Origin of the sequence: Marinitoga sp. 38H-ov (assembly GCF_011057715.1) — a bacterium.
Taxonomy (GTDB): Bacteria; Thermotogota; Thermotogae; order Petrotogales; family Petrotogaceae; genus Marinitoga.
In genome coordinates, this window is sequence record NZ_LNGH01000015.1 from 33,215 (window position 1) to 59,770 (window position 26,556).

Below are 26,556 nucleotides of genomic sequence, written 5' to 3' on the forward strand. Positions count from 1 at the left end.
ATTACCACTCCTTAACTTCTTCAATGTCAGTATACTCACTTAATACTGTGTATCCTTTTTCTTCAATTTCTTCAGCAAGATGAGCGTCGCCAGTATATACAATTTTTCCGTCTACATATACGTGAACGAAGTTAGGATGTAAGTATTTTAATATTCTTTGATAATGAGTAATCATTAATACACTCATATCCTCAGTTTTTAATTTATTAATTGCTTCAGCAACATCCCTTAATGCGTCAACATCAAGACCAGAATCTATTTCATCTATAATAACCAATTTTGGTTTTAAGAAGAATAATTGTAAAATTTCACTTTTTTTCTTTTCTCCGCCTGAAAATCCAGAATTTACATATCTATCTAAAAATTCTGGTTTAAGATTTATATCTTCACATAATTTCATTAATCTTTTATTTAATTCAATTGGTGAAACTTTTTCATCTGGATGCATATGTCTATATGCATTAATTAAAAATTGTCTCATCTTAACACCATCGATTTCTTGTGGGTGTTGGAAAGTTAAGAAAATTCCTTTTTTAGCTCTTTCATTTGTATCTAATTCTAAAATATTTTCACCTTCAAATAATACTTCACCATCAGTTGCTTCAAACTTTGGAGAACCCATAATTACATTTGATAATGTTGATTTTCCAGAACCGTTTGGTCCCATTAAAACATGCACTTCACCAGGATTTATTGTCAAATTAACTCCTTTTAGTATTTCCTTGTCGTCTTCGATAACTTTAGCCCTTAAATTTTTCACTTCTAACAACATTTTAATTCCTCCCTTTTTTGTCGTATTTATTCTAATTATATTATACTAAAATAGATAAAAAAAGTCAAATTAAAATTTGTACATTTTGTAACTAATACATAAAAAAACATAGGTGATTACACCTATGTCCAAAATGATATGAATTCATATATGTTTAATTAACAATTCAATCTTCTTTTTATCAAATTTTGTTATTCCATTTTTAATTTTTTCCAAGTTTTTAAGAGAGAATTTTAATATAAAATGCTCTTTAGTTTTATATTCAATTTGATTATTGTTTTCTGGTTTAAAGGAAATGATGTTATTATAATCAATAGAAATAAGATAATTAGATAATGCAGTAGAAATTGAATTTAATTCCAGATTATTTAAATCGCAATTTGATTTATTAAAAATAATAAAATGCGGGTCCTCTAAACGAATATCCATTATTTGATATAACAATTGAGATGAATTTGTTAAAAAGTATAGTTTAGTAGTTTTAAAGTATATATAGTCATTATTATTAATTTTTTTGATATTGTTTTCTTGAATTAAGTAAAATTCATTATTATATAATACTAAAATTTTTATATCAAATATTTCTGCTATTTCGGAAATATATTTAATATATCTAAAATTTTTTAATACGATTAATCCTAGCTTTAATTTAAAATGAACATTGTTTTTAAAAGTAGAAATCAGGAAAAAAATATCTTTTAAAGTTATTTTATTAAATACCCCTAGATTAATAAAATAAAAATTAAAATCATCATTTTCTTTATCTGAAATAGTATAATATGCACTTTTAAGTCTTTTGAATATTAGTTTTTCTATAAAAATGTCAAAAATGCTTTTCATTTAAATCACCAACTTTTTTCAAAAAAGAAGAAAGTTTATTATGTATCTTATCCCTATAATAACCATGAGTCATTATAACGTTATTTTTTTCGGTGATTTCAACAAAAGCATATGGTGAATTATCGAAAATAATGTAATTGTTATTAGGATAAAAATATGAAATAGTATGGATTTCATTATACACTTTAAATAGTAAAATGGGTATTTTAACTAAAAACATATTTGAAATAATAATATTTAATAGATAGTCAAGTGAAGAATTATTTAATAAATCTAATCTTAAAACTATTAAATCAGCCTTTCTTATTCTAGCATAAAAATAATTTTCAAATTTAAATCCTTCATGCTGTAAAAAAAAGAAGATATTATTTTCATTGTTTAAATTTATAATTCTATTTTCGAAATTATAATAAGAATCTTCATGCATACCATTAAAAATATTTATTCTATCTTTATTCAAAATAACAGAAACCCCACTCTGGTCTAAAAAAGACCAAGAGTGGGAAGTAATATTTAAATTCACATTTTCAAATTCCATTAAGTGAATTGGATTCCCTGCGAAAATTTTCAAAATTTCACATCCAGAAATAAAAATAACAATAATATTATACCAGAATTAATATTTATTTAAAAACATTTTATATGCATAATGTGTTTCGTATAAATCACCTTTTGAAGCTAATTCGTATGGAGAATGCATACCAAATAGAGGAACACCAGCGTCTACAACACTTAAACCTTTTTCTGCAAAGAATTTAGCTATTGTTCCTCCACCTCCTTGATCAACCTTTCCAAGTTCTCCTGTTTGCCAAATTACTCCATTATCGTTAAATACCTTTCTTAATTTTCCAACAACTTCAGCATTAGCATCATTTGTTCCTGCTTTTCCTCTAGCACCAGTGTATTTTGCAATGGCAATACCATATCCTAATTTTGGTGCATTAGCTGGATCGTGAACGTCCTTAAAGTTAGGATCATATGCAGCAGTAACATCTGCTGATAATAGTGTTGAATTAATTAGTACATCGTCTATACCCAATTCAACATTAGTGCAACCTTGCAATTTTAGTAATTTTTTAACTACATAAATCCAGAAATGATGTTTTGCACCGGTATTTCCATCACTGCCAGTTTCTTCTTTATCTGTTAAGATAATAGCAGCGCTTCTAATTTCTGGTTCTGATTCAATTAAAGCAGTTAAAGCTGTATATGAACAAATTCTATCATCGTGTCCATAAGCTGCTATTAATGATCTATCCAAACCAACCTCTCTAGCAGGTAATGAAGGAACAACCTCTAATTCAGCAGAAATAAAATCTTCTTCTACAATTCCATACTTTTCATGTAATATATTTAAAATATTTAATTTTACACTATCTTTTATTTCTTCTTCATATGAGATAGAAATAGTTCCTAACAATAGGTTTAAACTCTCTCCTTTAAATACTTCACTAACCTCACCTTTTCTTCTATCTAAATGAGGTAATAGGTCAGAGATAACAAAAACTGGATCATCTTTGTCTTCGCCAATAGCAACATCAATTTTAGTTCCATCACTTTTAATTATTACTCCATGTAATTCAAGAGGGATATTTAACCATTGATATTTTTTAACTCCACCATAATAATGTGTTTTTGCCATTGCAATACCGGTATCTTCTATTATTGGTTCTGGTTTTAAATCTAGTCTTGGTGCATCAACATGTGCCCCAACTATGTTTATACCATTTGTTAAATTACCTTTTATTTTAATTGCGAATAATGACTTATGATTATTTACATAATATACCTTATCTCCATCATTGATTTTTCCAATATTTAAAAAGTAATCCAATGGTTTAAACCCATTTTCCTCTAATTTTTTTACAGTGTACTCAACAGATCTTCTTTCTGTTTTAGAAAAATCAATAAAATTTTTATACTCTTTAGAGTATTCATCAATAACTTTTCTGTCACGTTTTTCCCAAACTGATATATTTTTTCTTGTAAGTTTTTCTTTTAATTCCTTTAAATCCACAATCTTCACCTCCGATATTTAATTAATAAGTTTTCCTAATTAAATTGTACCATATTATATTATTTTTTTAAAATATGAAATAAGTTTCATAATTAAAATTATGATATTTAATTAAATATATTTATAAATTATTGAATAATACACAGGTTAATTAATTAGCTTTTTTTTAGTATAATAGTTAATAGAGTAAAAATAAATTTAATACAGGGGGTATTAAAATGGCGGATAAAATTGATAGAGAAATTACACTTGATTTAGTTAGAGTTACCGAGGCAGCAGCATTAACAAGCAGTTTATATTTGGGGATGGGAGATAAAAATGCAGTGGATCAAGCAGCTGTAGATGCTATGAGAGGTATGTTGGATTATATTGAAATAAAAGGTACAGTTATAATCGGTGAAGGTGAAAAAGATGAAGCTCCAATGTTATATATAGGTGAAAAAGTTGGAACATGGGAAGAAGGGGATGAAGAATACGATATAGCAGTTGATCCTATAGACGGAACAAGACTTGTTGCATATGGTCTTCCAAATGCAATTAGTGTTATGTTATTGGCTGAAAAAGGAAAATTAGCATATTTACCTACATTTTATTCATATAAGCTTGCTGTTGGTCCGGAATTAAAGGGATTATTAGATATTAGAAGTTCTATAAGAGAAAATTTAAGAGTAGCAGCTGCAGCATTAAAAGTTCCTATTAGCGAAATAACAGTGGTGGTTTTAAATAGAGATAGACATAATAAAATTATAGAGGAGATAAGAGAAGTTGGTGCAAGAATAAAATTAATAGGTGATGGAGATATTGCCGCAGCTTTGGCAACAGCAATGCCAGATAGTGGTGTGGATATATATATCGGTATAGGTGGATCTCCAGAAGCAGTGCTTGCAGCAGGAGCGTTAAGAACATTAGGTGGAGAATTACAAGTGCAATTATGGCCGCAAAATGAAGAAGAAAAAGAAAAATTAATTCAAGAAGGTTGGGATTTGGATAAGGTTTATTTCACTGAAGATTTAGCAGGTGGAGAAAATGTATTATTTTCAGCTACAGGAGTAACAGATGGAGATTTCTTAAAAGGTGTACATTTTTACAAAGGTAAAGCTATTACAGAAAGTCTTGTAATGAGATCAAAAACTAAGACAATTAGAAGAATAACTACATATCATGATTTAGAGCATAAGACGATAAGACTTAAATCTACAGAAGGGGATTTAAAATTATTGAGTATAAATAAAACGCGTGAAGATTATATGGGGGGCGGCATATAAATGATAGCTTTTTTTACTGATTGGGGAAATGATAGTTATTATGTTGGAGTTTGTAAAGCGGTAATGAAAAGTATAAATAAGAATGTGGAAATAATAGATGTGTTACATGACACAAAGAAATTTGATCCAAAAGTTAATGCCCATATATTATATAGATTTTCAAGAGATTTTCCTGAAGGAACAATATTTTTAACTGTAATAGATGCTGGAGTTGGAAGCAATAGAAAACCAATAATATTAAAAACTAAAGAAAGAAATTTTTATTTTGTTTCTCCGGATAATGGATTATTAACATTAATTGCTGAAAATTATGGAGTTGAAAAAGTAGTTGAAATAACTAATGAAAAATATTTTTTTAGAAAGAATTACTCTACAACTTTTCATGGTAGAGATATTTTTTCTCCTGCAGCTGCATATTTATCAAAAGGAGTTTCAATGGAAGAATTTGGTAGAGAATTAGATATAATAAATTTATTCAGGTATAAGAAAGCAGAAATAAAAAATAATATAATAGAAGGCGAAATAGTATTTTTTGATACTTTTGGAAATATTCAAACTAATATTCCTGCAGAATTAGGCGATATTTTATTTAAAAAAGATGATGAAATTGAGATACATTATGAAGGGAAAAAGATTAAAGCATATTATGAAAGAGTATTTAATGATGTTTTGCCTGGTGAATTATTAATACATCCTGAAAGTTCTGGATATTTAGAGATTGCTGTTAATCAAGGGAATGCAAAAGAATATATAGGAATAGACAGTGAAGGAGTGGAAATAGTATTAAAAAAAGAAAATTATTAGGTTGGGATTTACCGGAAAAATTAGCAACTATACATACTATTTTTTTAATATTAATATTTTGGATTTTTAAAATTTTAAATTATTGGTATATATTACCATTAAGTTTCTTTGCTGTTTATATGATTATAGATATATTTGTAGAAAAAAGACTTAGAAGAATTTTACATAAAGGTAATGCATATAATAGAAATTATAATTTAGAGTATTCTGGATTGTTTAGAGAATTAGATGAAATGTTGAAAACATATTCAATTTTGTTGGAAAAGGAAAGAGAAGGTTTAAAAGAATATTATGATAAGTTTAATGCGATTTTTGATAATATAGGTTCTGGTATATTGGTTTTTGATAATAATGGTGTATTACAAAGATCAAATCAAGAAGCAAAAGAGATTTTTTCTAGTATTCATATTAAATATGGAATAAACATTTCAAAGATATTAATGAAAAGCGGTATAAAAATTCCCATGCAATCTGGAATATATGAAGTTTTTTCCAAAAGATTAAGAAAAAACCTTCAAATAATAATTTCAAAACATAGTAATTTTATAATATTGGCCATTAATGATATTACTAACTATACAAAGCTAAAAAGGAATCTTGAAAATACAAGACATTTTGCGCGATTGGGTGAAATATTAGCAAATGCAGCTCATGGTTTAAAAACACCAATTGCAAGATTAAAAATGGTTTTTCAAATGTATGAAATGACTTTTGAAAAGGAATATTTAGATCAAATAAAACAAGAGATAAAAAATATAGAAAAATTAATAAAAGAAACATTGGAACTTTTTAAAACAAATGAGTCAAAAAAAGAATTTAATTTAAATATTTTAATTGATGAAATAATATCCCAATTTAAAATAACATATACAAATATAAATTTTATTATTAAAAATAATTGTTATATAAACATTATTGGCGATGAATGGTTGTTTAAATCAGCAATTATGAATATAATTCAAAATTCTGTAGATGCTATGAGAAAAGAGGATATAAAGGGATGTATAATAGTCAATTTTTTAGAAAAAGAAAAATATTATAAGATAATGTTATATGATAATGGTATTGGAATGGATAATATTGAAAAAGAAAAATATTTAAAACCATTTTTTACAACAAAGGAAAATGGAACAGGATTAGGAACTGTTTTTTTAGAAAAACTAATTATAATGCAGAATGCAAAATTAAAAATTAATTCCATTAAAGGAAAAGGAACAATTATTTCAATATTGCTAGAAAAATGAATTGCATTTTCGCAATTCATTTTTTTGTATATGTAAAAATTTTTAAAAAATATCAATTATAGTAGAAAAATATGTTATAATAATATTTAGACTAGATTTTAGGAGGAATTTATGAAAGAAAAAGTACATATTTTAACATTAGGCTGCCCTAAAAATGAGGCAGATATGGATGTTTTAAAAGGGATTTTTATTAGTAAAGGATATGAAATAACAGAAAATCCAGAAGAATCAGATATAGCAATTGTTGATACATGTGGGTTTATAGAACCTGCAAAAGAAGAGTCTATAAACGAGATATTTAATTTTGTAGCATTAAGGGATAAAAATCCAAATATGAAGATAATACCAATCGGTTGTTTGGTGGAAAGATATTATGATGAATTAAAAAAGGAATTAACAGAAGTTGATGGATTAATAGGAGTAGTACCACCTGCAAAAATTGTAGATGCTATAGAAAATAAAAATTATTTTTTTAAATTAGAGAAACCATATGATGTATATAATTGTGATTTTAGGGTTGTGCCAAATAAACCATATGCATATATAAAAATTGCAGATGGTTGTAATAGAAAATGTGCATTTTGTTCTATCCCATATTTTAAAGGAGAGCCTGTTAGCAGAGAAATTGAAGATATAAAAAAGGAAGCGGAATTTTTAATTAAAAATGGAATAAAAGAAATAGTATTAGTTTCTCAAGATAATACATTATACGGGGTTGATTTATATAAAAAACAAGCATTACCTGAATTGCTTAAAGAAATAAATGCAATAGAAGGAGATTTTTGGATTAGAGTAATGTATTTACATCCTGATTTCATTAATGATGAAATAATAGATTCTATTAATAATTTAGATAAGGTAGTTAAATATTTTGATATTCCAATGCAACATGGTTCAGATAATGTATTGACTTTAATGGGAAGAGTTAGAAAAACTGATCAATTAAAAGACATAATTAAGAAAATTAGAAAAAATAAAGATGCAATAATTAGAACAACAATCATTGTAGGATTTCCTGGTGAAACAGATGAGGATTTTGAAGAATTATTAGATTTTGTAGATGAGATAGAGTTTGATAGATTAGGGGCATTTACTTATTTTGATGAAGAAGGAACTCCATCATATTTATTACCTAATAAAGTTAATGATAAAATTAAGGAAAAAAGACTTGAAGAATTAATGGAATTACAAAAAGAAATATCATATGAAAAGTTAGAAAGGTTTGTTGGGAAAAAATTAAAGGTTTTAGTAGAAGAATATGAAAATGGAGTATATATAGGAAGAGCATATACAGATGCTCCGGAAATTGATGGAAATATATTTTTCAAATCTAATATAGATTTGAAAATAGGTGAATTTGTAAGTGTAAAAATAATAAATTCATCAGAATATGATTTGGAAGGTGTAGTTGAATGAGTATATGGACTATTCCTAATATTTTAACTTTTACTAGAATATTGGCAACAATACCCATGTTTGTTATAACATATAATGAAAATTATTATTTAGCAGCATTTTTTGCATATATTATAGTGTCATTAACAGACTTATTAGATGGATATATAGCTAGAAAATATAATTTAGTCAGCGATTTTGGTAAATTTATGGATCAAATTGCTGATAAAATTTTAATCAATGCATTGTTTTTGGTATTTTTAGAGATTCATAAATTGCCAGGGTGGTTTGTTGCAATTATAATAATTAGAGACATTTTTATTAGTGGATTAAGAATGTTTTTAGCTAATAAAAATGTTGTTGTAGCTGCTGATAGATGGGGGAAATTAAAGACTTTTTCTCAAACTATTTTAATAGCATCATTATATTTAACACCAACTTTTGATTTTTTAAATAGTCTAAATTTCATACTTATTCTTTTAACTACATTTTTTTCTGTTTTTTCTGGATATAACTATCTATCTAAGAATATGGATTATTTTAAGGGGGAGTAATATGAATAATAAAAATAAACACTTACGAACGTTTATAGCTTTAGATGTAAATGAAAGTGTTCAGAGAATTTTAAGTGATACAATAATAAAACTAGAAAGAATGGGCTTTAAAGGTAATTGGACAAAGCCCGAAAACCTTCATTTAACATTACATTTTTTGGGGGATACACCTGTTACTAAAATAACAGAAATAGCTAAAAGAATGGAAGAAAGAATAGTAGGGTTTCCTACATTTGCATTTAGTGTGGATAAAATAGGCTATTTTAAAAATAATAATATTCCGAGAGTTGTTTGGATAGGGGTTGAAGGTGGAAATACTTTAAAGCAGCTACATAATGAAATTATTAAATCACTTAAATTATCGAATATACAAGTTGCAGATGAAGATTTTACTCCGCATTTAACTGTTGGTAGAATTAAAAAAGTACCTGATTTTTGGGAAAAATTATTAAAAGTATTAGATGTAGAAAAGGTTATAGTTCCTGTAAATGCTGTTCATATATATTCATCCACTTTAACAAGAACGGGACCTATATATAAAAAGCTGTATTCTATAGACTTTGAGGGAGGAATGATTATTAATGGCTAAAAAACAACCAGTAAAAAAAGATGCCATAAATAAAGAAGAAATGTTGGATAAATTAGTTAAAGAATTAGAAAAAAATTATGGCGAAGGTTCAATAATGATTTTAGGAAAAGGATTAGAAGAAGAAAGAAAATTGGATATAGTTCCAAGTGGTGTTTTATCAGTTGATGTAGCTCTTGGTGTTGGTGGTTTTCCAAGAGGAAGGATTATAGAAATATATGGTAATGAATCTAGTGGTAAAACAACTTTGGCATTACATTCTATAGCCGAAGTGCAAAAAAGAGGTGGAATTGCAGCATTTGTTGATGCCGAACATGCTTTGGATTTAGAATATGCAAAGAAATTAGGAGTAAATCCTGATACATTAATATTATCACAACCAGATTTCGGGGAACAGGCTTTAGAAATAGTTGATAGTATTGTTAGATCAAATATAGTAGATCTTGTTGTAGTTGACTCTGTTGCAGCTTTAGTACCTCGTGCTGAGATTGAAGGAAGTATGGGAGATTCGCATATGGGTCTTCAAGCTAGATTAATGTCTCAGGCATTGAGAAAATTAGCTGGTAGTGTAAACAAATCAAAGACTATAGTTATATTTATTAATCAAACTCGTATGAAAATAGGAGTAGTTTACGGAAATCCTGAAACAACAGCAGGGGGTGTTGCATTAAAATTCTACTCAACAATTAGAATGGAAGTTAGAAAAGGAACAACTTTAAGAGAAGGAAAAGATGCATATGGAAATGAGGTAAATATTAAAGTTGTAAAAAATAAGGTGGCTCCACCATTTAAAGAAGTTAAGGTTGATATGATATACGGGCAAGGTTTAGCTAAAGATAATGATATATTTAATTTAGCTGTTGCAGAAGATATAGTTAAAAGAAGTGGAGCATGGTTTTCTTATACAGATTTAGAAGGGAATGAAATAAGCTTAGGTCAAGGTAAAATAAAAGCATTAGATTATTTAAAAGGAGATCCATACTTGTTAGATGAAATGGAATATAGAATTAGAGAAAAATTAGGTTTAGTAATACCAGATGACTTAAAAGAAAAAATAGAGAACAAAGGAGATTCTGAAGTAAAAAATGAAGAAAAAGAAGATAATTGATCCTTTTGATGAAAGCGCTGCACAAAGAAGCGCTTTAAACCTTTTGAAATTCAGAGCTCGTTCAGAATATGAATTAAAACAAAGGCTTTTAGAAAAAGGATTTGATGAAAAAACCATTGACAATGTTATTGTAAAATTAAAAGAATTTAAGATGATTGATGATGAATTATTTGCATACTTTTATGCATTTGATAAGATGACGTTTAATAAAAAAGGACCGAGATTAATAAAATTGGAATTAATTAATAAGTTTCATATTAATGAAGATATAGCTTATAAGGGTTTAGAGAAGGCAATGGAAGAAGTTGATTTGAAAGAAATAATTCGTGAAATAATTAAAAGAAAAGAAAATTATGATGATAAACGCAAAATAAAAGAATACTTGTATAAAAAAGGTTTTGAAGGTTATATGATAGAAGAAGTATTAAATGAAGTTGGAGGTGAATATTAATGGAGATAGCATATATTATAATTATTATAATACTGGCAGTATTATCCGGTGTTTTATATAAACTAGGTATAAACAAAGGATTAGAAAAAGGCAATAAGGAATTTTTGGAGAAATTAAGATCTGAAAAAGATCAATTAAAAATGGAAATCGATATAGCAAAAAGGGAAAAAGATGAAATAATAAGAAATGCAGAAAAAGAAGCAGATAATATTATTAAATCAGCATTGATTGAAAGCAAAGAAGAAATTCAAAAGATGAAAGAAGAGTTTAATAGAGAGTTAAAGTTAGAAAAAGAAGAACTTAAATCAATGGAAGAAAGGTTAATTAGAAGAGAAGAAACTTTAGATAGAAAAGAGCAAAATTTAGAAGAATTAAAAGATAAATTAGATAAGGAAAAAGAAGAAATTCAAAATATAAGAGAAGAATTGGAAAACAAATTATATCAAATTGCAAACTTAACAATGGAAGAAGCCAGAGAAAGAGTTTTAAATGAAGCAAAAGAAACATATGAATTAGAATTAGCTCAGAAATACAAATCAATTAAAGAAGAGTATGAAGAAGAAGCTAAAAAGCATGCACAATGGGTTGTAAGTATAGCAGTTCAAAGATATGCATCAGATGTTACGTCTGAAATTACAACATCTACTGTAGCATTACCGACAGATGATATGAAAGGTAGAATTATTGGTAGAGAAGGAAGGAACATTAGAGCATTTGAAAAAATGACAGGTTGTGATCTTATTATTGATGATACACCTGAAGTTGTAGTTATTTCAGGATTTAATCCATTAAGAAGAGAAATAGCTAGAAGAACATTAGAAGCATTAGTTGCAGATGGTAGAATACATCCTGCAAGAATAGAAGAAGTATATGAAAAAACAAAGAAAGAATTAGAAGATATTATTAAAGAAGCTGGTAAAGAAGCTGTTATGAGAGTTGGTATAAAACCAATGCATCCAGAATTAGTAAAATTATTAGGTAGATTAAAATTCAGAACAAGTTATGGTCAAGATGTATTAGAACATTCAATTGAAGTTGCGAACTTTGCAGGTTTAATGGCTGCTGAATTAGGATTAAATGTTGAATTGGCTAAAAGGGCTGCATTATTACATGATATAGGAAAAGCTATTGATCATGAAGTTGAAGGATCTCATGCAGTTGTTGGAGGACAAATAGCAAAAAGATATAATGAAAAATTAGAAGTTGTTAATGCTATTCAATATCATCATAATGAAGTGGATCCAATGACTCCAGAGGCTATTATTGTTGGAGCTGCTGATGCTGTTTCTGCTGCAAGACCTGGCGCAAGAAGAGAAACAATTGAAAATTATATTAGAAGAATTGAACAATTAGAGGAAATAGCAAAAAGCTTCAGATATGTAGATAAAGCATATGCTATTCAAGCTGGAAGAGAAATTAGAGTTATAGTACAACCTGATAAAATTGATGATGCATTAGCGGATAAGTTAGCAAGGGATATTTCTGTTCAAATAGAAGAAAAAATGGAATATCCAGGTGTTATTAAGGTTACAGTTATTAGAGAAAAAAGAAGTGTTGCTTACGCATCATAATAAAATGGCGGCTTAATGCCGCCATTTATATAATGAGGTGGAATATGAGAAAAATACTAATATTATTACTAATAATAATAGCAATATTATCTTCATGTATCTCAAAACAAAGTCCTTTAGTAATATATGAATATATAGAAGGTATGCCTTTAGTTTTGGAATTTGAAAGGCCGGTTATAAGTGTAGATATATATGAAGGAAATAATTTAGTTTATTCATATAATGGAGATATAATATATCAATTAAAAACAAATTATATATTTCATACAGATATAACAGTAAAAATTACAGAGTTTAATAATAAAACTTATACTAATGTAATAAGAAAGGTAGAACCAAAAATACATTTTTTGCTATATGGAGGAGCTGACAATTCATTAGATCAGAAGTTTGATGATCCATTAACTAATGAATATGATTATTTTTTTGACTTAGATATAATAGAAATAAAAAATTCTATTCAAAAATCATCTCAAAATATTCTTGTTACAGTTTTAGGAGATAGGAAAGCAAAAGATGATGAATTGATATTTATAGCTAATTTAAATGGTAAATATATGGAATATAGATATAAACCATATGAATTTAATTTCGATTTAGAAATAACTTCAGCATCTACTGATACATTATTTGAATTTTTAGATAAGATGTTTGTGAAAAATAAAAATACAATAAAAGTTTTAGATATATGGGATCATGGAAATGGTTGGGCTTGGGAATCGAAGGGCTTATTATCAACTAAAGCCATTGTTCAAGATGATACAAATAAAAGTTATTTAAAAATAAAAGACATAAGAGATGTTATTGATGCGTATAATAACAAATATAATACTAAAATTGATGTGTTAGCCTTTGATGCTTGTAATATGACAAGTTTAGAGATCATGTATGAATTTAAAGATTTAGTGGATTATTTTATAGGATCAGTTTACACAGTAGCAGGATTTGGTTTTTATTATGATTTTTTTCATGATTTAAATGAAAATAATTTAGTAGAATCTTTTGTATATAATGTCATTAAAGCTTATAATTATTATTATACAAATATATCCTATTTAGATAGGTTAACATTAGTTGGTTTTAAACTTAATGAATTTAATTGGAATAATATAGAAAAAATAAATGATTTAAAAGAAGATTATGTGTTATATAAGAATGATGGGAGATTATATGAATCTGAACCAACAGATATGATTGATGTAAATGACTTAGTTTTAAATACAAATGAATATTTAAGCAGTTATATTAATCCAGCAATTGTGAATGCTATTGTTAGAATTGATGGAGTTAATTATCCTTATAGCGGCATAGGCATTATGTTTGAAGATATATTTAAAGATACAAATAATAATTATCTTGATTACAAAGCATTATCCTTTTATAATGATTTTCAAGATTGGATAGAAAATATTTGGAAAAATATAATTATTGGAAATAATTGAAAAACTTATAAAAATCTTGTATAATAATATCAGTATAAATATAGGAGGAAATGAATATGGCAAAGCATGATTTAGGGATAGATTTAGGGACAGCAACATTTATAGTATACAAAAAAAATGAAGGGATAATCATTAATGAACCATCAGTAGTAGCTCTTAATAGATTAACAAATGAAATTGAAGCTTTTGGAAATGAAGCAAAAAGTATGGTTGGTAAAACTCCATATGGAATTGAAATTGTTCATCCTATGAAAGATGGAGTAATAGCTTATCCATCTATAATAGAACAATTATTAAGATATTTTATAAAACAAGCAAAAACAGGATTTTTACCAACTAAACCTAATTTAGTTATTGGGATACCAGCAAGAACAACGGATGTAGAAAGAAGAGCAGTTAAAGATGCAGCAGAAAAAGTTGGGGCTAATAAGGCATTTTTGGTATTAGAACCTATTATTGCTGCTATAGGAATTGGATTGGATATAACCAAACCAAATGGACAGTTAATAGTAGATTTAGGTGGAGGAACAACAGATATTGCAGTAATAAGTTTAGGTGGAAGTGTAATTTCTGAATCAATAAAACTTGCTGGAGAATCTATGGATCAAGAAATAATAAAATATATTAAGAGAAAATATAAATTTTTAATTGGTGAAGCAACTGCAGAATATTTAAAAAGAGAAATAGGGAAAGCTCATAGAGAAATAGAGAATCTCGAATTAGAAGTTAGAGGTCAAGATATAGCAACAGGGATGCCATCTTCAAGGGTAATTAATTCTGAGGATATTCACGAAGCTATAGAAGGAGTGTTAGAAGAAATAATTTTAAAAACTAAATATGTATTAGAAAACACACCTCCTGAATTATCTGCAGATATATTAAAAAATGGAATATACCTTGCAGGAGGAACTTCTAATTTAAGAGGTTTAGATAGGTTATTTGAAGAAAAAACTGGTGTAAAAACTACAATAGCTGAGAATCCTCAATTATGTGTTGCTCGAGGTGCAGGTATATTATTAGATAACCCTCAATTATTATCAAAGGTAGCTGTAATATAAAAAATGGTGGATTATCCACCATTTTTTATATGTAAATCTATTTGAGTAAAAGGTATTTCTATATCTTTTTCTTTTAATAAGTCGAATATTTCGGTAGCTATCTTTTTAGTGCCTTCAAAATAATCCTCTCTTTTAAGCCAAAATTTTATAGAAAAATCTATAGATGAAGCGCCAAAACCAGAAAAAAGTACTACAGGATTATGATTTTCATCCTTATATATTAAATTGTTTTTTTCCAAATAATCGCTTATAATATTTAAAAAGTCGTTTATACTAGTATTATATGAAACTCCGATATTAACTTCACTTCTCCTAATATCAGATGGCCAAAAATTAGTAATAGTACTTCCCCACATTGTTTTATTAGGAATTCTGACTTCTTTTCCATCAAATGTTTTAATTATTGTATGATTTAAATCAATTCTACTTACAACACCAGATACACCATTTACTTCTATAACATCATTATCTTTAATAGCTTTGGAAAACATTAATAAAATACCAGAAATAAAATTAGATAATGGTTCTTGTACTGCAAAAGCAATTACAATACCTGATACTCCTAAACCAGTTAACATTGGCATTAAATCTTTAAAGATAAGGGATAAAATTACAAAGATACCTATAGTATATGATGCAACATTAATCAAAACTTTCATTGTGTTTTTATACGTTAAATCCTTTCCAGTTTTTTCAGAAACCTTAATAACAGAATTATATAAAATCTTAGAAACAAATTTTGTGACTATTAAAACAACTATACTTAGACCAATTCTAATGGAATAATCAACAATTATATTCATATTAAATTCACTCCACTATCTTTTTAATGTTCCAATTGTTCTCAAGAAATCATCTGCAGTTTGTATAGCTTTAGAGTTTAAATCATATGTTCTTTGAGCGACTATCATATTTACCATTTCTTTTACAACATCAACATTAGATTTTTCTAAAGAACCTTGTTCAATAGAACCAAATCCATCTTGATTTGGTATTCCTTCAGTAGCGACGCCGGATGCAGGAGTTGATAAAAATAGATTGTTTCCAATAGATTTTAATCCGGCGGGATTAACAAATCTAACTAATGTCAAATTACCAACATTTTGAATAGTTCCATCTGGTAATTTTGCACTTATTATACCATCAGGAGATATATTAACGCTTTCTGCAGTTGTTGGTAAAGTTATATTTGGAACAAGAAGCAATCCGTTAGATGTAACTAATCTACCATCACCATCCACTTTAAAAGCACCATCTCTAGTATATGCAATTCTTCCATCTTGTAATTGAACTTGAAAAAATCCATCACCCATAATTGCTAAATCAAAAGTTCCTCCTGTTTGCTCAATATTACCTTGTGTAAATATTCTATTTGTAGCAACAACTTTTACACCATGTCCAACATAATCTCCAGTAGGTAAAACAGAATTTTGAGCAACTGGAGTACCTGCTTCTTTTATAGGAGTATATAATAGATCTTGAAACTCAACTCTTTGCGCTTTATAACCAGTTGTGTCAACATTTGATAAGTTATTGGAAATTGTATCAAGTCTTCTTTGTTGTGCGATCATCCCTGTAGATGCAGAATAAAGAGATACTAACATATAAATTCCTCCTTGAATTAAATTTAAATTCTTTGAGCAGTTTCAACAATCTTACCAGTCATAGAATCTTGTGTTTGCACAGATTTTTGTATAATTTCAAATGCTCTATTTGCATTAATTAAGTTTACCATTTCTTTTAATGTATCCACATTAGATTTTTCAACACTACCTTGAATCAATTTATAATTCTTTGATTCTAATTCATTACCTGTGAAAAGGTTTATACCAAATTTTGAAGGTTTTTCTAAATTCACAATTGCAATTTTTTGCCCAGTTAATTGATTACCATTATATATATTTCCTTCTTCATCAACAGTAAAATTGTTAGGAACTTGAATGTGTTGATTATTTGTATCTAAAATATAATCACCATCTGAATTTACTAAAAAACCATCTTGATTTAATTTGAATTCCCCATTTCTTGAATAATAAATCTCTGAATTTTTTTCAACTTTAAAAAATCCGTCTCCAAAAATTGCAAAATCAGTGGGATTATTAGTTTCAATAATTTGACCTTGTGATATAATGGGTTTTGTTTCATCAGCAATTAAAGCTGTTTCCATATATCCAAGATGTTTTCCTTTTTTTAAATCATTAGAATCATAATTTCTAAATTCCTTTTCAAGGTATGCTTTAAAAAGCACTTCATCTTTTTTATAACCAACTGTATCAGCATTTGCAAGATTATTTGATATATTATCTAATTGGGCCATGTTAGCTAACATTCCCATAGTTGAAATATATAATCCTCTATTCATATAATCGCCTCCTAACTCATTAATATATTTCTTTTTCAAAAAAGTAATATCCTAATTTTTAAAGTAATTAAAAAAAACAACGATAATATATATGAGAAAGTATCTTTAATTGAGTTTGAAAAAAAAATATGTTATAATTAAAAAAAGTTATTATTAAAAAAAATTAATGATGGAGGTGTTATAATGGATTTTACAGTAGATTTTTCAGAGAAAGAAAATTATTATTTAATTAAAGTTGATGGGGAAATCGATGCATATCACTCAGCAACTTTTAAACAAAAATCAAAAGAAAAATTATCATCAGCAGATTATTCTAAATATGTAATTGATATGTCTTATGTTTCATACATAGATAGTGCGGGATTAGGTGCTGTTGTAAGTTTATTAAAAGAGGCAAGAAATTTAAAGAAAGAATTAATTTTAGTAGGTCTTCAACCACAAGTAAGAAAAATTTTTGAAATGACAAAACTTGATAAAATTGTAAAAATTGTTGATACTATTGAAGAAATTTAAGCTCCCGGATGGGAGCTTAAATAATATTTTCATATTTTTTTTCAAAAATTAAACTTAATTTTTTTGCTACATTAGTAATATCTCCAGCTCCTAAGAATAGGAAAACCCCTTCATTAATTTCGAGAGCTCTATCAATCATATCATTTTCGGAGTTAATATATTCAGAATTCTCAATTAAATTAGCCATCTTTAACTCGTCAATGCCAGCAATAGGTTCTTCAAAGGCAGAATATAATCTGTATATAAAAACCTTATCTGCGTTTTTTAAAACTTCACTAAATTGCATATAATGCCTATATAATCTAGTATATCTATGTGGTTGAAAAATAGCTATGATAGGATAATTTGGGAAATATTCTTTAGCCGCATTAATAGTTAATTCGACTTCTTCTGGTGTATGAGCATAATCATCAACAACGAATATATGACTATTTTTAAATAAAACATTAAAACGTCTATTTACAGAATTAAATGATTCAAATGCGTGTTTAATTTTTTCAAAGGATATTCCGGATTCTAAAGCGTATGCAATAGCAGCAATTGCGTCATAGGCATAATGTACTCCAGGTAAATTTAATTTAATATTACCTATTAATTTATCCTTATAATTTACATCAAATGTTTGATAATATCCATGGGGTGTTCTATTAGTAAAATAGTAATCAGAATTTGAATTTGAACCAAATTTGATAATTATATTGTCATAAAAACCATTTAGTATATAATCATCACCATTTAATAGAACAAAATCTTTCGCTTTAGATGCATAATTATAGATTGAATCAATTAAATTTTGAAATGAGTTATTGTAATGTTCTAAATGATCAGGTCTTAGATTGGTAATGATAGATACATCTGATACTGTATTTTTAATGAATCCATCACTTTCATCGACTTCGCTAATTATAGGACCAGATCCCATTCTAAAATTACCATCTTCTAAACTATCGTGAATTCCTCCTAGGAATACTGTAGGATCACATTTTGCTTTTTTTAATATATGAGAAATCATAGCTGTAGTGGTAGTTTTACCATCAGTTCCTGTAATTCCAACACTATAACTATTTTTTAAAATATAATTTAAATATTCCATTCTATTCATTATAGGTATTTTATATTCCTTTGCATATAATATTTCTGGGTTATCATCTCTAATTGCAGTACTTTTTATAATTAAATCAGAGTCATTTATATTATCTTTATCATGACCAATTTTTATATTAATTCCTTTGTTTTTTAAATAATTTGTTCTTTCACTTTCGACATTATTAGAACCAGCAACATCATATCCCTTATATTTAGTATATAATGCCAAGGAGCTCATGCCAATTCCACCAATGCCAGAAAAAAAGTATTTCATATTAGGCGCCTCCTAGTGAGTCTAAAATATTTCTTATAATTAAATTAGCTGGATTTTCTTTTTTAATTGAATAGTTATCTTTTTTTTGCATATTATATATAATATCAATTATTCTTTGTGAAGATATTTCATTTTCGGTAAATATATGTATATTTTCTCGATTAAGTGCTTTTGCGTTTAAAATTTGTTGATTTTCTGCAGATTCACCCCACGGTATAATTATAGCAGGTATTTCAAAAAAGTCAATCTCAGATAAACTTGTAGCTCCGCCACGAGATATTGTCATATCACTAATAGCAAGATACTCTGTTAAATTATCTAAATATTCAAATGTTCTAACATTTTCCCATTTTGATATTAAATTCTTTGAAATATGAATAAAATTAATATGTTTAATATTATTATATACTTCAATCATTAAATTATCAATAAAACTGGAACCTAAACTCCCACCAAATACTGTTATTAGTGGATTATCATTGAAATTTAATTTTTCTAATATACTTTTTCTATCTATTATACTGGGAACTCTTAAAGGGTTACCGCTAACAACGCTCTTTTTAGGAAATTTGTTTCCAATAGTGTTTTCATATGTTAAAAATATTTTTTTTGCGTATTTGCTTAATACTTTATTTGCGACTCCCATAATTTTATTTTGTTCAAGTATAAAAATTGGAATATTTAAGTCTTTAGCAGCTAATCCAACGGGAACAGTTACATATCCACCGGTTAAAATAACAAAATCAGGTCTAATTTTTTTCATTATTTTTTTTACTTTTAAATAATTTAAAAAAGTATTTGCCAAAACAGATATGTTTTTCAGTGAATACAAAGGTCTAAATAATCCCTTAACCTTTAAAGGTATGTGTTTTGCGTTAGGAAAATCTTTAGGAACCTTAAAATAATCTAATCTATTGTATATAGTAAAATAAGTTAAATCAAAATCGATATTTTTTTCTAATTCTTTAATAACAGAATATGCGGGATAATAATGACCTCCTGTACCTCCGCCTGAAACAACAATTTTATACTTCATTTATAATTTCCACCTTATCTTCAGTATTGTTTTCGTCTATTATTTCATAATATATCATGCCCATAATATATCCAATAGAAACTAGGGTTATCATTAAAGAAGAATTTCCATAACTCATTAGCGGTAAAGTAACACCAGTTGTAGGTAACATTCCAACAGATACCCCTACGTTTATAAAACTTTGAAAGAAAATCCAAAAAGCAAATATAACCATATAGTTTCTTCCTGCAGAATTTTTAATATATCGTGATATTAATATAAGTTCTCTAGAAATTAAGAAATACAATGTAATTATCATTATAATTCCTAATTTTCCCCATTCTTCTCCAATAACAGCGATAATAAAATCACTATATGAATAAGGAACTGTATATTTTTCTTCACCAACAAATGCACCTGAACCAAATAATCCTCCATTTGTAATAGCATCTAAAGATTGACTTAATTGATAATTTTTTTCAATGCTTTTAAACTGTTCTAAACGAGATTTTTGATATCCATGTAAAACGTCTGTATTTAAAATAATAAACATTCCAATAGCAAATAAAAGAATAATTGTTAGATAAAAATGTATATTTTTTACTCCGTTTATATATATAGTAAATATACCAAGAATAAAAATTAAAAGAGAAGTACTTAAATCAGGTTCCAAAAATATTAAAGAGACACTTAATCCGATAATAAATAATGGAACAATTATTCCATATGCAAAATATTTTTTCTTATTTCCAATCTTGTAATAATACCATGAAAGATATAATGGTAAAAATAATTTCATAAACTCCGATGGCTGTAATTGAAAACCTGAAAATGAAATCCATCTTTTTGTACCGTTTATAGGAGTTTGAGTTAATGCAACGACTAATAGTGTAAGAATAACTAAATAAACAAAGTTTATAATATACTTTCCTTTTGTAACATATTTTGATAATATAAAAGCTATAAAACCCAAAAATGAGGATAACACTATTGTTATAATATGTTTTTGAAATTTACTCTCTATTTCTACTTGAGAAAACGAATATTCCATAGCTTTTAAAGAACTATATACAAAAAATGTTCCTAGAGTTAAGGCAATACCAATCATTAGTATAAATAATAAAGCTCTACTTTTCAGTATTTTTTTATTCACTATATCATCTCCATTAATTTGTATACCTCTTCTTTAAAAGCCTTACCTCTTTCCTTATAATTTTTAAACAAGTCATAGCTTGCACCTGCAGGTGACAAAATAATATTATAATCATTTTCAGACAAATAAACAGCTTTCATAATAGCAGATTTTAAATCATCAACTACTATATAATTTGAAAAAAAATCATATTTTTTAATCTCATTAATCATTTCGCCAAATACAATAACCTTTTTTGCGTTATTTTGTAATTCTAAAAGAAATTCTTTCATATCTTCATTTTTTGGTCGTCCAGATAATAATGCAATATAATTTTTACCTCTAAATGATTTATATGCAGTAAAAGCAGAATGTACGTTAGTTGCCTTTGAATCATTATAAAATTTTATACCGTTACATTCTCCAACAAATTCTAATCTATGTTCTAATGTTTTAAAAGAATTTAATTTTTCTTCTATTAATTCTTTTGAAATATCAAGATTTAATGAAATCGCAACAGCAGCTAAGACATCTTCTCTATATAACTCAAGTTTTAAAGACTCGTTATTTACTTTAATATTAATATTATTTTTTGTTTTTATCATGTTATTTTTCCATATATAATCTCCATTTTCCCCAAAGGAAAATAAATTCTTAACATTATTAATATATGTTTTAAGATTAGAATTAATAAATCCAAGACCATTATTTTTAATTGTTTTTAGTATTAAGTTAAGTTTAGTATTGTAATATTCTTCTAAAGAAGAATGCCAATCTAAATGATCTGGCATTAGATTTATTAAAACTGAAAATTCCGGTGTAAAATTTCTTCCCCAATACAATTGAAAGCTAGATACTTCAACAACATATATTTCATTATTAAAATCAGCAGTTGAAAGAGGAGTTCCTAAATTTCCACCAACAAATGTATTATATGATCCTTTTAATATATGTCCAATTAATTCAGTTGTAGTTGATTTTCCATTAGTACCAGTAACACCAATGAAAATAGATTTAGGATTTTCTTTCTTTATTTTTTTCCAAACATATTCAATTTCAGTTGTATAAGGTATATTATTTTCAAATATAATTTGAATAGGCAAACTTTTAGGATTTATTCCAGGGCTTATTATTGCCAAATCTGATGATTTTAATAAATTGCCGTGATTTTCTTCATATGATATATTATTTTTTTCAAAAAAAAGTTTATCTTTATCGGAGAAAGGCTTATTATTGCTTATGCATATTTCATTATTTTCATTAATTAAAATGTTTTTTAATAATTCTTCATTACTAATACCATAACCAACAAGACATATTTTCATATTAATCCTCCAAGTCCAATTAAAGATAAAATTAAATTTATTATAATAAACCTAAAGGTAATATTTTCTTCTGGCCATTTTTTTAATTCAAAGTGATGATGAATAGGTGACATTAGAAAAACTCTTTTTCCTCTTAATTTAAATGAAGATACTTGAATTATTACGCTTAATGTTTCTACAATAAATATAAATCCAGTAAAGATTAAGAATAATTCAATATGGTAATAAGTAACTAAAGCTGAAAGTATAGCCCCTAATGCTAAAGAGCCGGTATCACCCATAAAAACTTTTGCTGGTTTTACATTAAAAATTAAAAATATGGATATTGGAAGTACTATAGTAAATAGTAAATATAATGATGCATTAAATAATAGAACGCTTATTAATATAGTAAATATAGCAGATATAATAAATGTGCCTCCAGCTAAACCATCTAAACCATCTGTTAGATTTGTTGCATTTGAAAATCCGGTAAATAAAAAAACGTATAAAATAAAATATATGTATGAATTTAAATTATATTGAATATGAACAAATGGAATATAAACATCAATTGGTGAAAAATATTTTGAAAATATAAAATACAATAATATTGAAAATGCAATTTGTAAAATTAATTTTCCTTTAGGTGTTAATCCCATTGCTTCCTTTTTATATATAGAGCTGAAATCATCAAAAAAACCTATAATTCCAAATAATAATGAAGCTATTGATATATATAAGAATATGGGATCTTTAAGAAATAAAAATACTACTGTATTTAATAATACAATAGTTGGAATAAATATAATACCACCAGCAGTTGGAGTTCCTTGCTTATAACCATGTAAATCAGGACCTTCAGGTCTAATATATTGTCCAAATTGTTTTTTTCTTGCCCAAGTGATATATTTTGGATATAATATGAATTCGATAATTAGAATTAAAATTATAAAAAAAATCATTTTATCCTCCTTTTATAGTATCTTCAACTATTTTCCATAAATTTGTGCCATTTGAACCTTTAACATATATAAAAGAATATGGTAAATTTAAAACTTTAATAATATCGTCTTTGGTTTTAATAATATTAATTTCATCAAAATTATATTTATTTTCTGGATCGTAAAAATATATTTCATCAAATAATTCTTTTGCTTTTTTTAGAACTTCTAAATGATAATTATAACTATTATCTCCTAGTTCTAACATTTCTCCCATTATGAGTACTTTTTTCTCAGATATATTCATTTTTTTAAATGTTTCGAAAGCTGCAAAAAATGATTCTTTTGAGGCATTATATGCATCATTTATTACAATGGAATTATTGTATCTTTTAAAATCAAATCTTTTTTCCGGTAATTTAAAACTAGAAATATAGAATGGATCAATTGGTATTTCGAAATATAATGAAACCATTAAAGAAACCAAAGCATCTAATAATTGACCTTTATTCCATATACCGGATAAAGTAAGCATTAACGATTCGCCGTATATATTATAATATACGCGAGTATTTCCATTAAGATATTCATAATCAATTAAATAACCATCATTATTTTTATTTTCTCCAAATTTGTAAACTTTTATATCTTTTGGATAATTTATATCTAAAAGCGGTTCATCACCATTAATGAATATCAGCCCGGGTTTTTCTGAATGAGAAATTATTTTTAATTTTTCTTTTGCAATATTTTCTCTAGTTTTAAAAAATTCAATATGAGAAGTACCGATATTTAATATTATTGAAATATTTGGACTATAATATTTTGAAAGATATTCTAAATCATTTTCTTTTCTTAAACCCATTTCTAAAATTGAAACAGGCTGATTATTATAATTGTTTAAAATGCTTATAGGTATTCCTATTTCTGTATTATAATTTTTTTCTGTTTTAAAAACATTAAATCCATATGATAATAAATGAAAAAGGAAAAACTTTGTAGTAGTTTTTCCGTTTGATCCTGTAATACCTATTCTTATTTTTGAATTTTTAATTATTTGAGAAGCTTTTTCATTTATATAATTAATAACATTATCTACCAAAATAACTTCCTTAATATAGTCTCTAGGTTCTTCAACAATGGCCTTTTGAGCACCTTTTTTAAACGCTTCATTTACAAAGTCATGACCATTATTTCTTTCTCCTTTTATTGCAATAAATATATCACCTTCAGATATTTTACGTGAATCAATTTCATATTTCATCGTTTCATCACCTTTCTAAACTTTTGAACAATATCGTAAGCAACTTCATAATCATTAAAAGGAATTTTTCTTCCATTTTCATATAATTGGAATTTCTCATGTCCTCTACCTGCGATTATTATAATGTCATCACGTGAAGCAAAGCTAATTGCGGCTTTTATAGCTGTTTTTCTATTTCTAATGACAATGTAAGTTTTCTCCTTATTAATTCCTTCTAATATTTGTTCAATTATTTCATCTGGATCATCATCTTTTGGATCATCATCAGTAATAATAATTAAATCGCTGTATTTTGATGCAATTTCGCCCATAATTTTTCTTTTTCCAATATCAGCAGATCCTCCTGCTCCAAATACTAATATAACACGACCTTTTGTGATTTTTCTGGCGCTTTTAAGTACTTTTTCTAAAGCATCAGGGGTATGAGCAAAATCAATATATACCTTATACTCAATATCTTTTGTATTTTCTACTAATTGAAATCTTCCAGGTACTCCGGTAAATGTAGAAATATTATGCCTGATTTCTTCTCTTTCAATTCCTAAGTTAATTAAAGCCACAAATGCAGCTGTAATATTTTGTGCATTATACTCGCCAATTAAGTTAGTATGTATATTGTTTTCAATACCATCAGGTTCAACAATTGTAAAACTCATTTGTGAGTTGTTATATTCAACATCTTTTATTATATAATCTGAATTAGTATCAAATCCGTATGTTATTAAATTATCATATGGAACTTCATTTGGGTTTATAGCGTCTAAATTAATGATTCCAATGCCGTCTAGTTGTTTGAATAATGAGTATTTTGTTTGCTTGTATTCTTCAAAGCTTGAATGATAATCTAAATGGTCTCTTGTAATATTTGTTAATATTGCTATTTTAAAAGGAATCTTAAAAACTCTTTTTTGAGATAGAGCGTGAGATGAAACTTCTATACAAATATTCTTAATAGATCTTTCTTTTGAAAGATTTATTATTTTTGCAATTTCATCAACACCTGGAGTTGTATTATATGGTTCATATAATAATTCATCATTTAATTTAATTCCAACAGTGCTAATTAAAGAACTATTTTGAGTTTGGGTTAAGACATGATGGATTAGTGAAATAACTGTTGTTTTTCCGTTTGTTCCTGTAACCCCAATAAAATTAAAATCTTCAAAATTTATGTTATAATATGCATAATTAAGCAATGCATATGCCTCTTTTGTATCACTAACGAGAATATATGGATAATCAATAGGTGTTTTTTTAGCATTTTCTGATATTATTAGATTTGCGTGGAATTCAATAGCTGTTTTAATAAAATCATGTCCATCAAAATTATTGCCTTTAATACAAACAAAAACAGATCCTGGTTTTATATTGTTTGTATTATTAGTAATATGATTTATTTCCATATCCAATGGAAAGTTATGCTCAATAATTATATCACTTAAAATATTAATAATATCATGACCATTCATATTCTCACGCTCCTTGAAACATTTCTTAACTAATTTTACACTAATAATTAATTTTTTACAACCCTCTTTTTATGATATCATATAAT

Annotated in this window: 26 protein-coding genes; 12 read left to right on the forward strand and 14 right to left on the reverse strand. The window is 26.6% G+C overall.

What is annotated here, in order from left to right; genetic code table 11:
• Position 1 precedes the first annotated feature (1 nt).
• The 4 genes from sufC to AS160_RS05110 form a co-directional block, all read right to left on the reverse strand.
• Positions 2 to 772, reverse strand: coding sequence for a Fe-S cluster assembly ATPase SufC (gene sufC / locus AS160_RS05095; protein WP_206528106.1), 771 nt, complete (start codon positions 770 to 772; stop codon positions 2 to 4).
• A gap of 144 nt (positions 773 to 916) precedes the next feature.
• Positions 917 to 1,612 (reverse strand): hypothetical protein, encoded by a 696-nt coding sequence (locus tag AS160_RS05100; RefSeq protein ID WP_165145853.1) that lies wholly within the window; start codon positions 1,610 to 1,612, stop codon positions 917 to 919.
• The gene (locus AS160_RS05105; RefSeq protein WP_165145855.1) at positions 1,596 to 2,072 is read right to left on the reverse strand and encodes a hypothetical protein; all 477 of its coding nucleotides are present in this window, start codon (positions 2,070 to 2,072) and stop codon (positions 1,596 to 1,598) included. The genes AS160_RS05100 and AS160_RS05105 overlap by 17 nt, the downstream gene beginning before the upstream one ends.
• 156 nt (positions 2,073 to 2,228) lie before the next feature.
• Positions 2,229 to 3,629: an aminopeptidase gene (locus AS160_RS05110; RefSeq protein ID WP_206528107.1), complete on the reverse strand. Its 1,401-nt coding sequence runs from the start codon at positions 3,627 to 3,629 to the stop codon at positions 2,229 to 2,231.
• A 218-nt stretch (positions 3,630 to 3,847) separates the two neighbouring features.
• Here AS160_RS05110 and glpX point away from each other — a divergent pair, with 218 nt between their 5' ends.
• The 11 genes from glpX (at position 3,848) to AS160_RS05165 (ending at position 15,107) form a co-directional block, all read left to right on the forward strand.
• Entirely contained in the window at positions 3,848 to 4,894 is a 1,047-nt protein-coding gene (gene glpX / locus AS160_RS05115; RefSeq protein WP_165145859.1) for a class II fructose-bisphosphatase, read from the forward strand.
• Complete coding sequence (locus AS160_RS05120; protein ID WP_165145861.1) at positions 4,895 to 5,698, forward strand: SAM-dependent chlorinase/fluorinase; 804 nt, start codon at positions 4,895 to 4,897, stop codon at positions 5,696 to 5,698. It abuts the gene before it with no gap.
• Between the two features lie 119 nt (positions 5,699 to 5,817).
• Positions 5,818 to 6,942, forward strand: a complete 1,125-nt coding sequence (locus tag AS160_RS05125) for a HAMP domain-containing sensor histidine kinase (protein WP_165145863.1) — start codon at positions 5,818 to 5,820, stop codon at positions 6,940 to 6,942.
• A gap of 111 nt (positions 6,943 to 7,053) precedes the next feature.
• Complete coding sequence (gene rimO, locus AS160_RS05130; protein ID WP_165145866.1) at positions 7,054 to 8,358, forward strand: 30S ribosomal protein S12 methylthiotransferase RimO; 1,305 nt, start codon at positions 7,054 to 7,056, stop codon at positions 8,356 to 8,358.
• Positions 8,355 to 8,891 carry a CDP-diacylglycerol--glycerol-3-phosphate 3-phosphatidyltransferase gene (pgsA, locus tag AS160_RS05135; protein ID WP_165145869.1) on the forward strand — a complete coding sequence of 179 codons (537 nt, stop codon included), beginning with the start codon at positions 8,355 to 8,357 and terminating at the stop codon, positions 8,889 to 8,891. The genes rimO and pgsA overlap by 4 nt, the downstream gene beginning before the upstream one ends.
• Position 8,892: 1 nt before the next feature.
• Positions 8,893 to 9,480, forward strand: coding sequence for an RNA 2',3'-cyclic phosphodiesterase (gene thpR, locus AS160_RS05140; protein WP_165145872.1), 588 nt, complete (start codon positions 8,893 to 8,895; stop codon positions 9,478 to 9,480).
• Positions 9,473 to 10,585 (forward strand): recombinase RecA, encoded by a 1,113-nt coding sequence (gene recA / locus AS160_RS05145; protein WP_165145875.1) that lies wholly within the window; start codon positions 9,473 to 9,475, stop codon positions 10,583 to 10,585. Before thpR ends, recA begins: the two co-directional genes overlap by 8 nt.
• Positions 10,563 to 11,036 carry a regulatory protein RecX gene (locus tag AS160_RS05150; protein ID WP_165145878.1) on the forward strand — a complete coding sequence of 158 codons (474 nt, stop codon included), beginning with the start codon at positions 10,563 to 10,565 and terminating at the stop codon, positions 11,034 to 11,036. Before recA ends, AS160_RS05150 begins: the two co-directional genes overlap by 23 nt.
• The gene (gene rny, locus AS160_RS05155) at positions 11,036 to 12,607 is read left to right on the forward strand and encodes a ribonuclease Y (protein WP_165145881.1); all 1,572 of its coding nucleotides are present in this window, start codon (positions 11,036 to 11,038) and stop codon (positions 12,605 to 12,607) included. Before AS160_RS05150 ends, rny begins: the two co-directional genes overlap by 1 nt.
• Positions 12,608 to 12,651: 44 nt before the next feature.
• Positions 12,652 to 14,049: a clostripain-related cysteine peptidase gene (locus tag AS160_RS05160; RefSeq protein ID WP_165145884.1), complete on the forward strand. Its 1,398-nt coding sequence runs from the start codon at positions 12,652 to 12,654 to the stop codon at positions 14,047 to 14,049.
• A 56-nt stretch (positions 14,050 to 14,105) separates the two neighbouring features.
• A complete protein-coding gene (locus AS160_RS05165) occupies positions 14,106 to 15,107 on the forward strand; it encodes a rod shape-determining protein (protein WP_165145887.1) in 1,002 nt (333 codons plus the stop codon).
• Positions 15,108 to 15,118: 11 nt separating this feature from the next.
• On the opposite strand, the gene AS160_RS05170 is transcribed toward AS160_RS05165, so the two are convergent.
• Genes AS160_RS05170 through AS160_RS05180 form a run of 3 tightly spaced genes read right to left on the reverse strand, consistent with a single transcriptional unit; the run spans position 15,119 to position 17,469 of the window.
• Positions 15,119 to 15,910 carry a mechanosensitive ion channel family protein gene (locus AS160_RS05170; RefSeq protein WP_165145890.1) on the reverse strand — a complete coding sequence of 264 codons (792 nt, stop codon included), beginning with the start codon at positions 15,908 to 15,910 and terminating at the stop codon, positions 15,119 to 15,121.
• Positions 15,911 to 15,925: 15 nt separating this feature from the next.
• Positions 15,926 to 16,711 (reverse strand): flagellar basal-body rod protein FlgG, encoded by a 786-nt coding sequence (gene flgG / locus AS160_RS05175; protein WP_165145893.1) that lies wholly within the window; start codon positions 16,709 to 16,711, stop codon positions 15,926 to 15,928.
• 23 nt (positions 16,712 to 16,734) lie between these two features.
• A complete protein-coding gene (locus tag AS160_RS05180) occupies positions 16,735 to 17,469 on the reverse strand; it encodes a flagellar hook-basal body protein (RefSeq protein WP_165145896.1) in 735 nt (244 codons plus the stop codon).
• A 183-nt stretch (positions 17,470 to 17,652) separates the two neighbouring features.
• On the opposite strand from AS160_RS05180, the gene AS160_RS05185 reads away from it, so the two are divergent.
• On the forward strand, positions 17,653 to 17,982 hold the full coding sequence (locus tag AS160_RS05185) for an STAS domain-containing protein (protein ID WP_165145899.1): 330 nt from the start codon (positions 17,653 to 17,655) through the stop codon (positions 17,980 to 17,982).
• Between the two features lie 16 nt (positions 17,983 to 17,998).
• Here AS160_RS05185 and murC read toward each other — a convergent pair whose 3' ends face one another.
• Genes murC through AS160_RS05220 form a run of 7 tightly spaced genes read right to left on the reverse strand, consistent with a single transcriptional unit; the run spans position 17,999 to position 26,470 of the window.
• Positions 17,999 to 19,342 (reverse strand): UDP-N-acetylmuramate--L-alanine ligase, encoded by a 1,344-nt coding sequence (gene murC, locus AS160_RS05190; RefSeq protein ID WP_165145902.1) that lies wholly within the window; start codon positions 19,340 to 19,342, stop codon positions 17,999 to 18,001.
• A 1-nt stretch (position 19,343) separates the two neighbouring features.
• Positions 19,344 to 20,378 carry a UDP-N-acetylglucosamine--N-acetylmuramyl-(pentapeptide) pyrophosphoryl-undecaprenol N-acetylglucosamine transferase gene (locus AS160_RS05195; RefSeq protein ID WP_165145905.1) on the reverse strand — a complete coding sequence of 345 codons (1,035 nt, stop codon included), beginning with the start codon at positions 20,376 to 20,378 and terminating at the stop codon, positions 19,344 to 19,346.
• The gene (locus AS160_RS05200) at positions 20,368 to 21,510 is read right to left on the reverse strand and encodes an FtsW/RodA/SpoVE family cell cycle protein (protein ID WP_165145908.1); all 1,143 of its coding nucleotides are present in this window, start codon (positions 21,508 to 21,510) and stop codon (positions 20,368 to 20,370) included. The genes AS160_RS05195 and AS160_RS05200 overlap by 11 nt, the downstream gene beginning before the upstream one ends.
• Positions 21,510 to 22,814 carry a UDP-N-acetylmuramoyl-L-alanine--D-glutamate ligase gene (gene murD / locus AS160_RS05205; RefSeq protein ID WP_165145911.1) on the reverse strand — a complete coding sequence of 435 codons (1,305 nt, stop codon included), beginning with the start codon at positions 22,812 to 22,814 and terminating at the stop codon, positions 21,510 to 21,512. Before murD ends, AS160_RS05200 begins: the two co-directional genes overlap by 1 nt.
• Positions 22,811 to 23,758, reverse strand: a complete 948-nt coding sequence (gene mraY / locus AS160_RS05210; RefSeq protein WP_165145914.1) for a phospho-N-acetylmuramoyl-pentapeptide-transferase — start codon at positions 23,756 to 23,758, stop codon at positions 22,811 to 22,813. The genes murD and mraY overlap by 4 nt, the downstream gene beginning before the upstream one ends.
• A 1-nt stretch (position 23,759) precedes the next feature.
• Positions 23,760 to 25,001, reverse strand: a complete 1,242-nt coding sequence (gene murF, locus AS160_RS05215) for a UDP-N-acetylmuramoyl-tripeptide--D-alanyl-D-alanine ligase (protein ID WP_165145917.1) — start codon at positions 24,999 to 25,001, stop codon at positions 23,760 to 23,762.
• A complete protein-coding gene (locus AS160_RS05220) occupies positions 24,998 to 26,470 on the reverse strand; it encodes a UDP-N-acetylmuramoyl-L-alanyl-D-glutamate--2,6-diaminopimelate ligase (RefSeq protein ID WP_165145920.1) in 1,473 nt (490 codons plus the stop codon). Before AS160_RS05220 ends, murF begins: the two co-directional genes overlap by 4 nt.
• Positions 26,471 to 26,556: the final 86 nt, after the last annotated feature.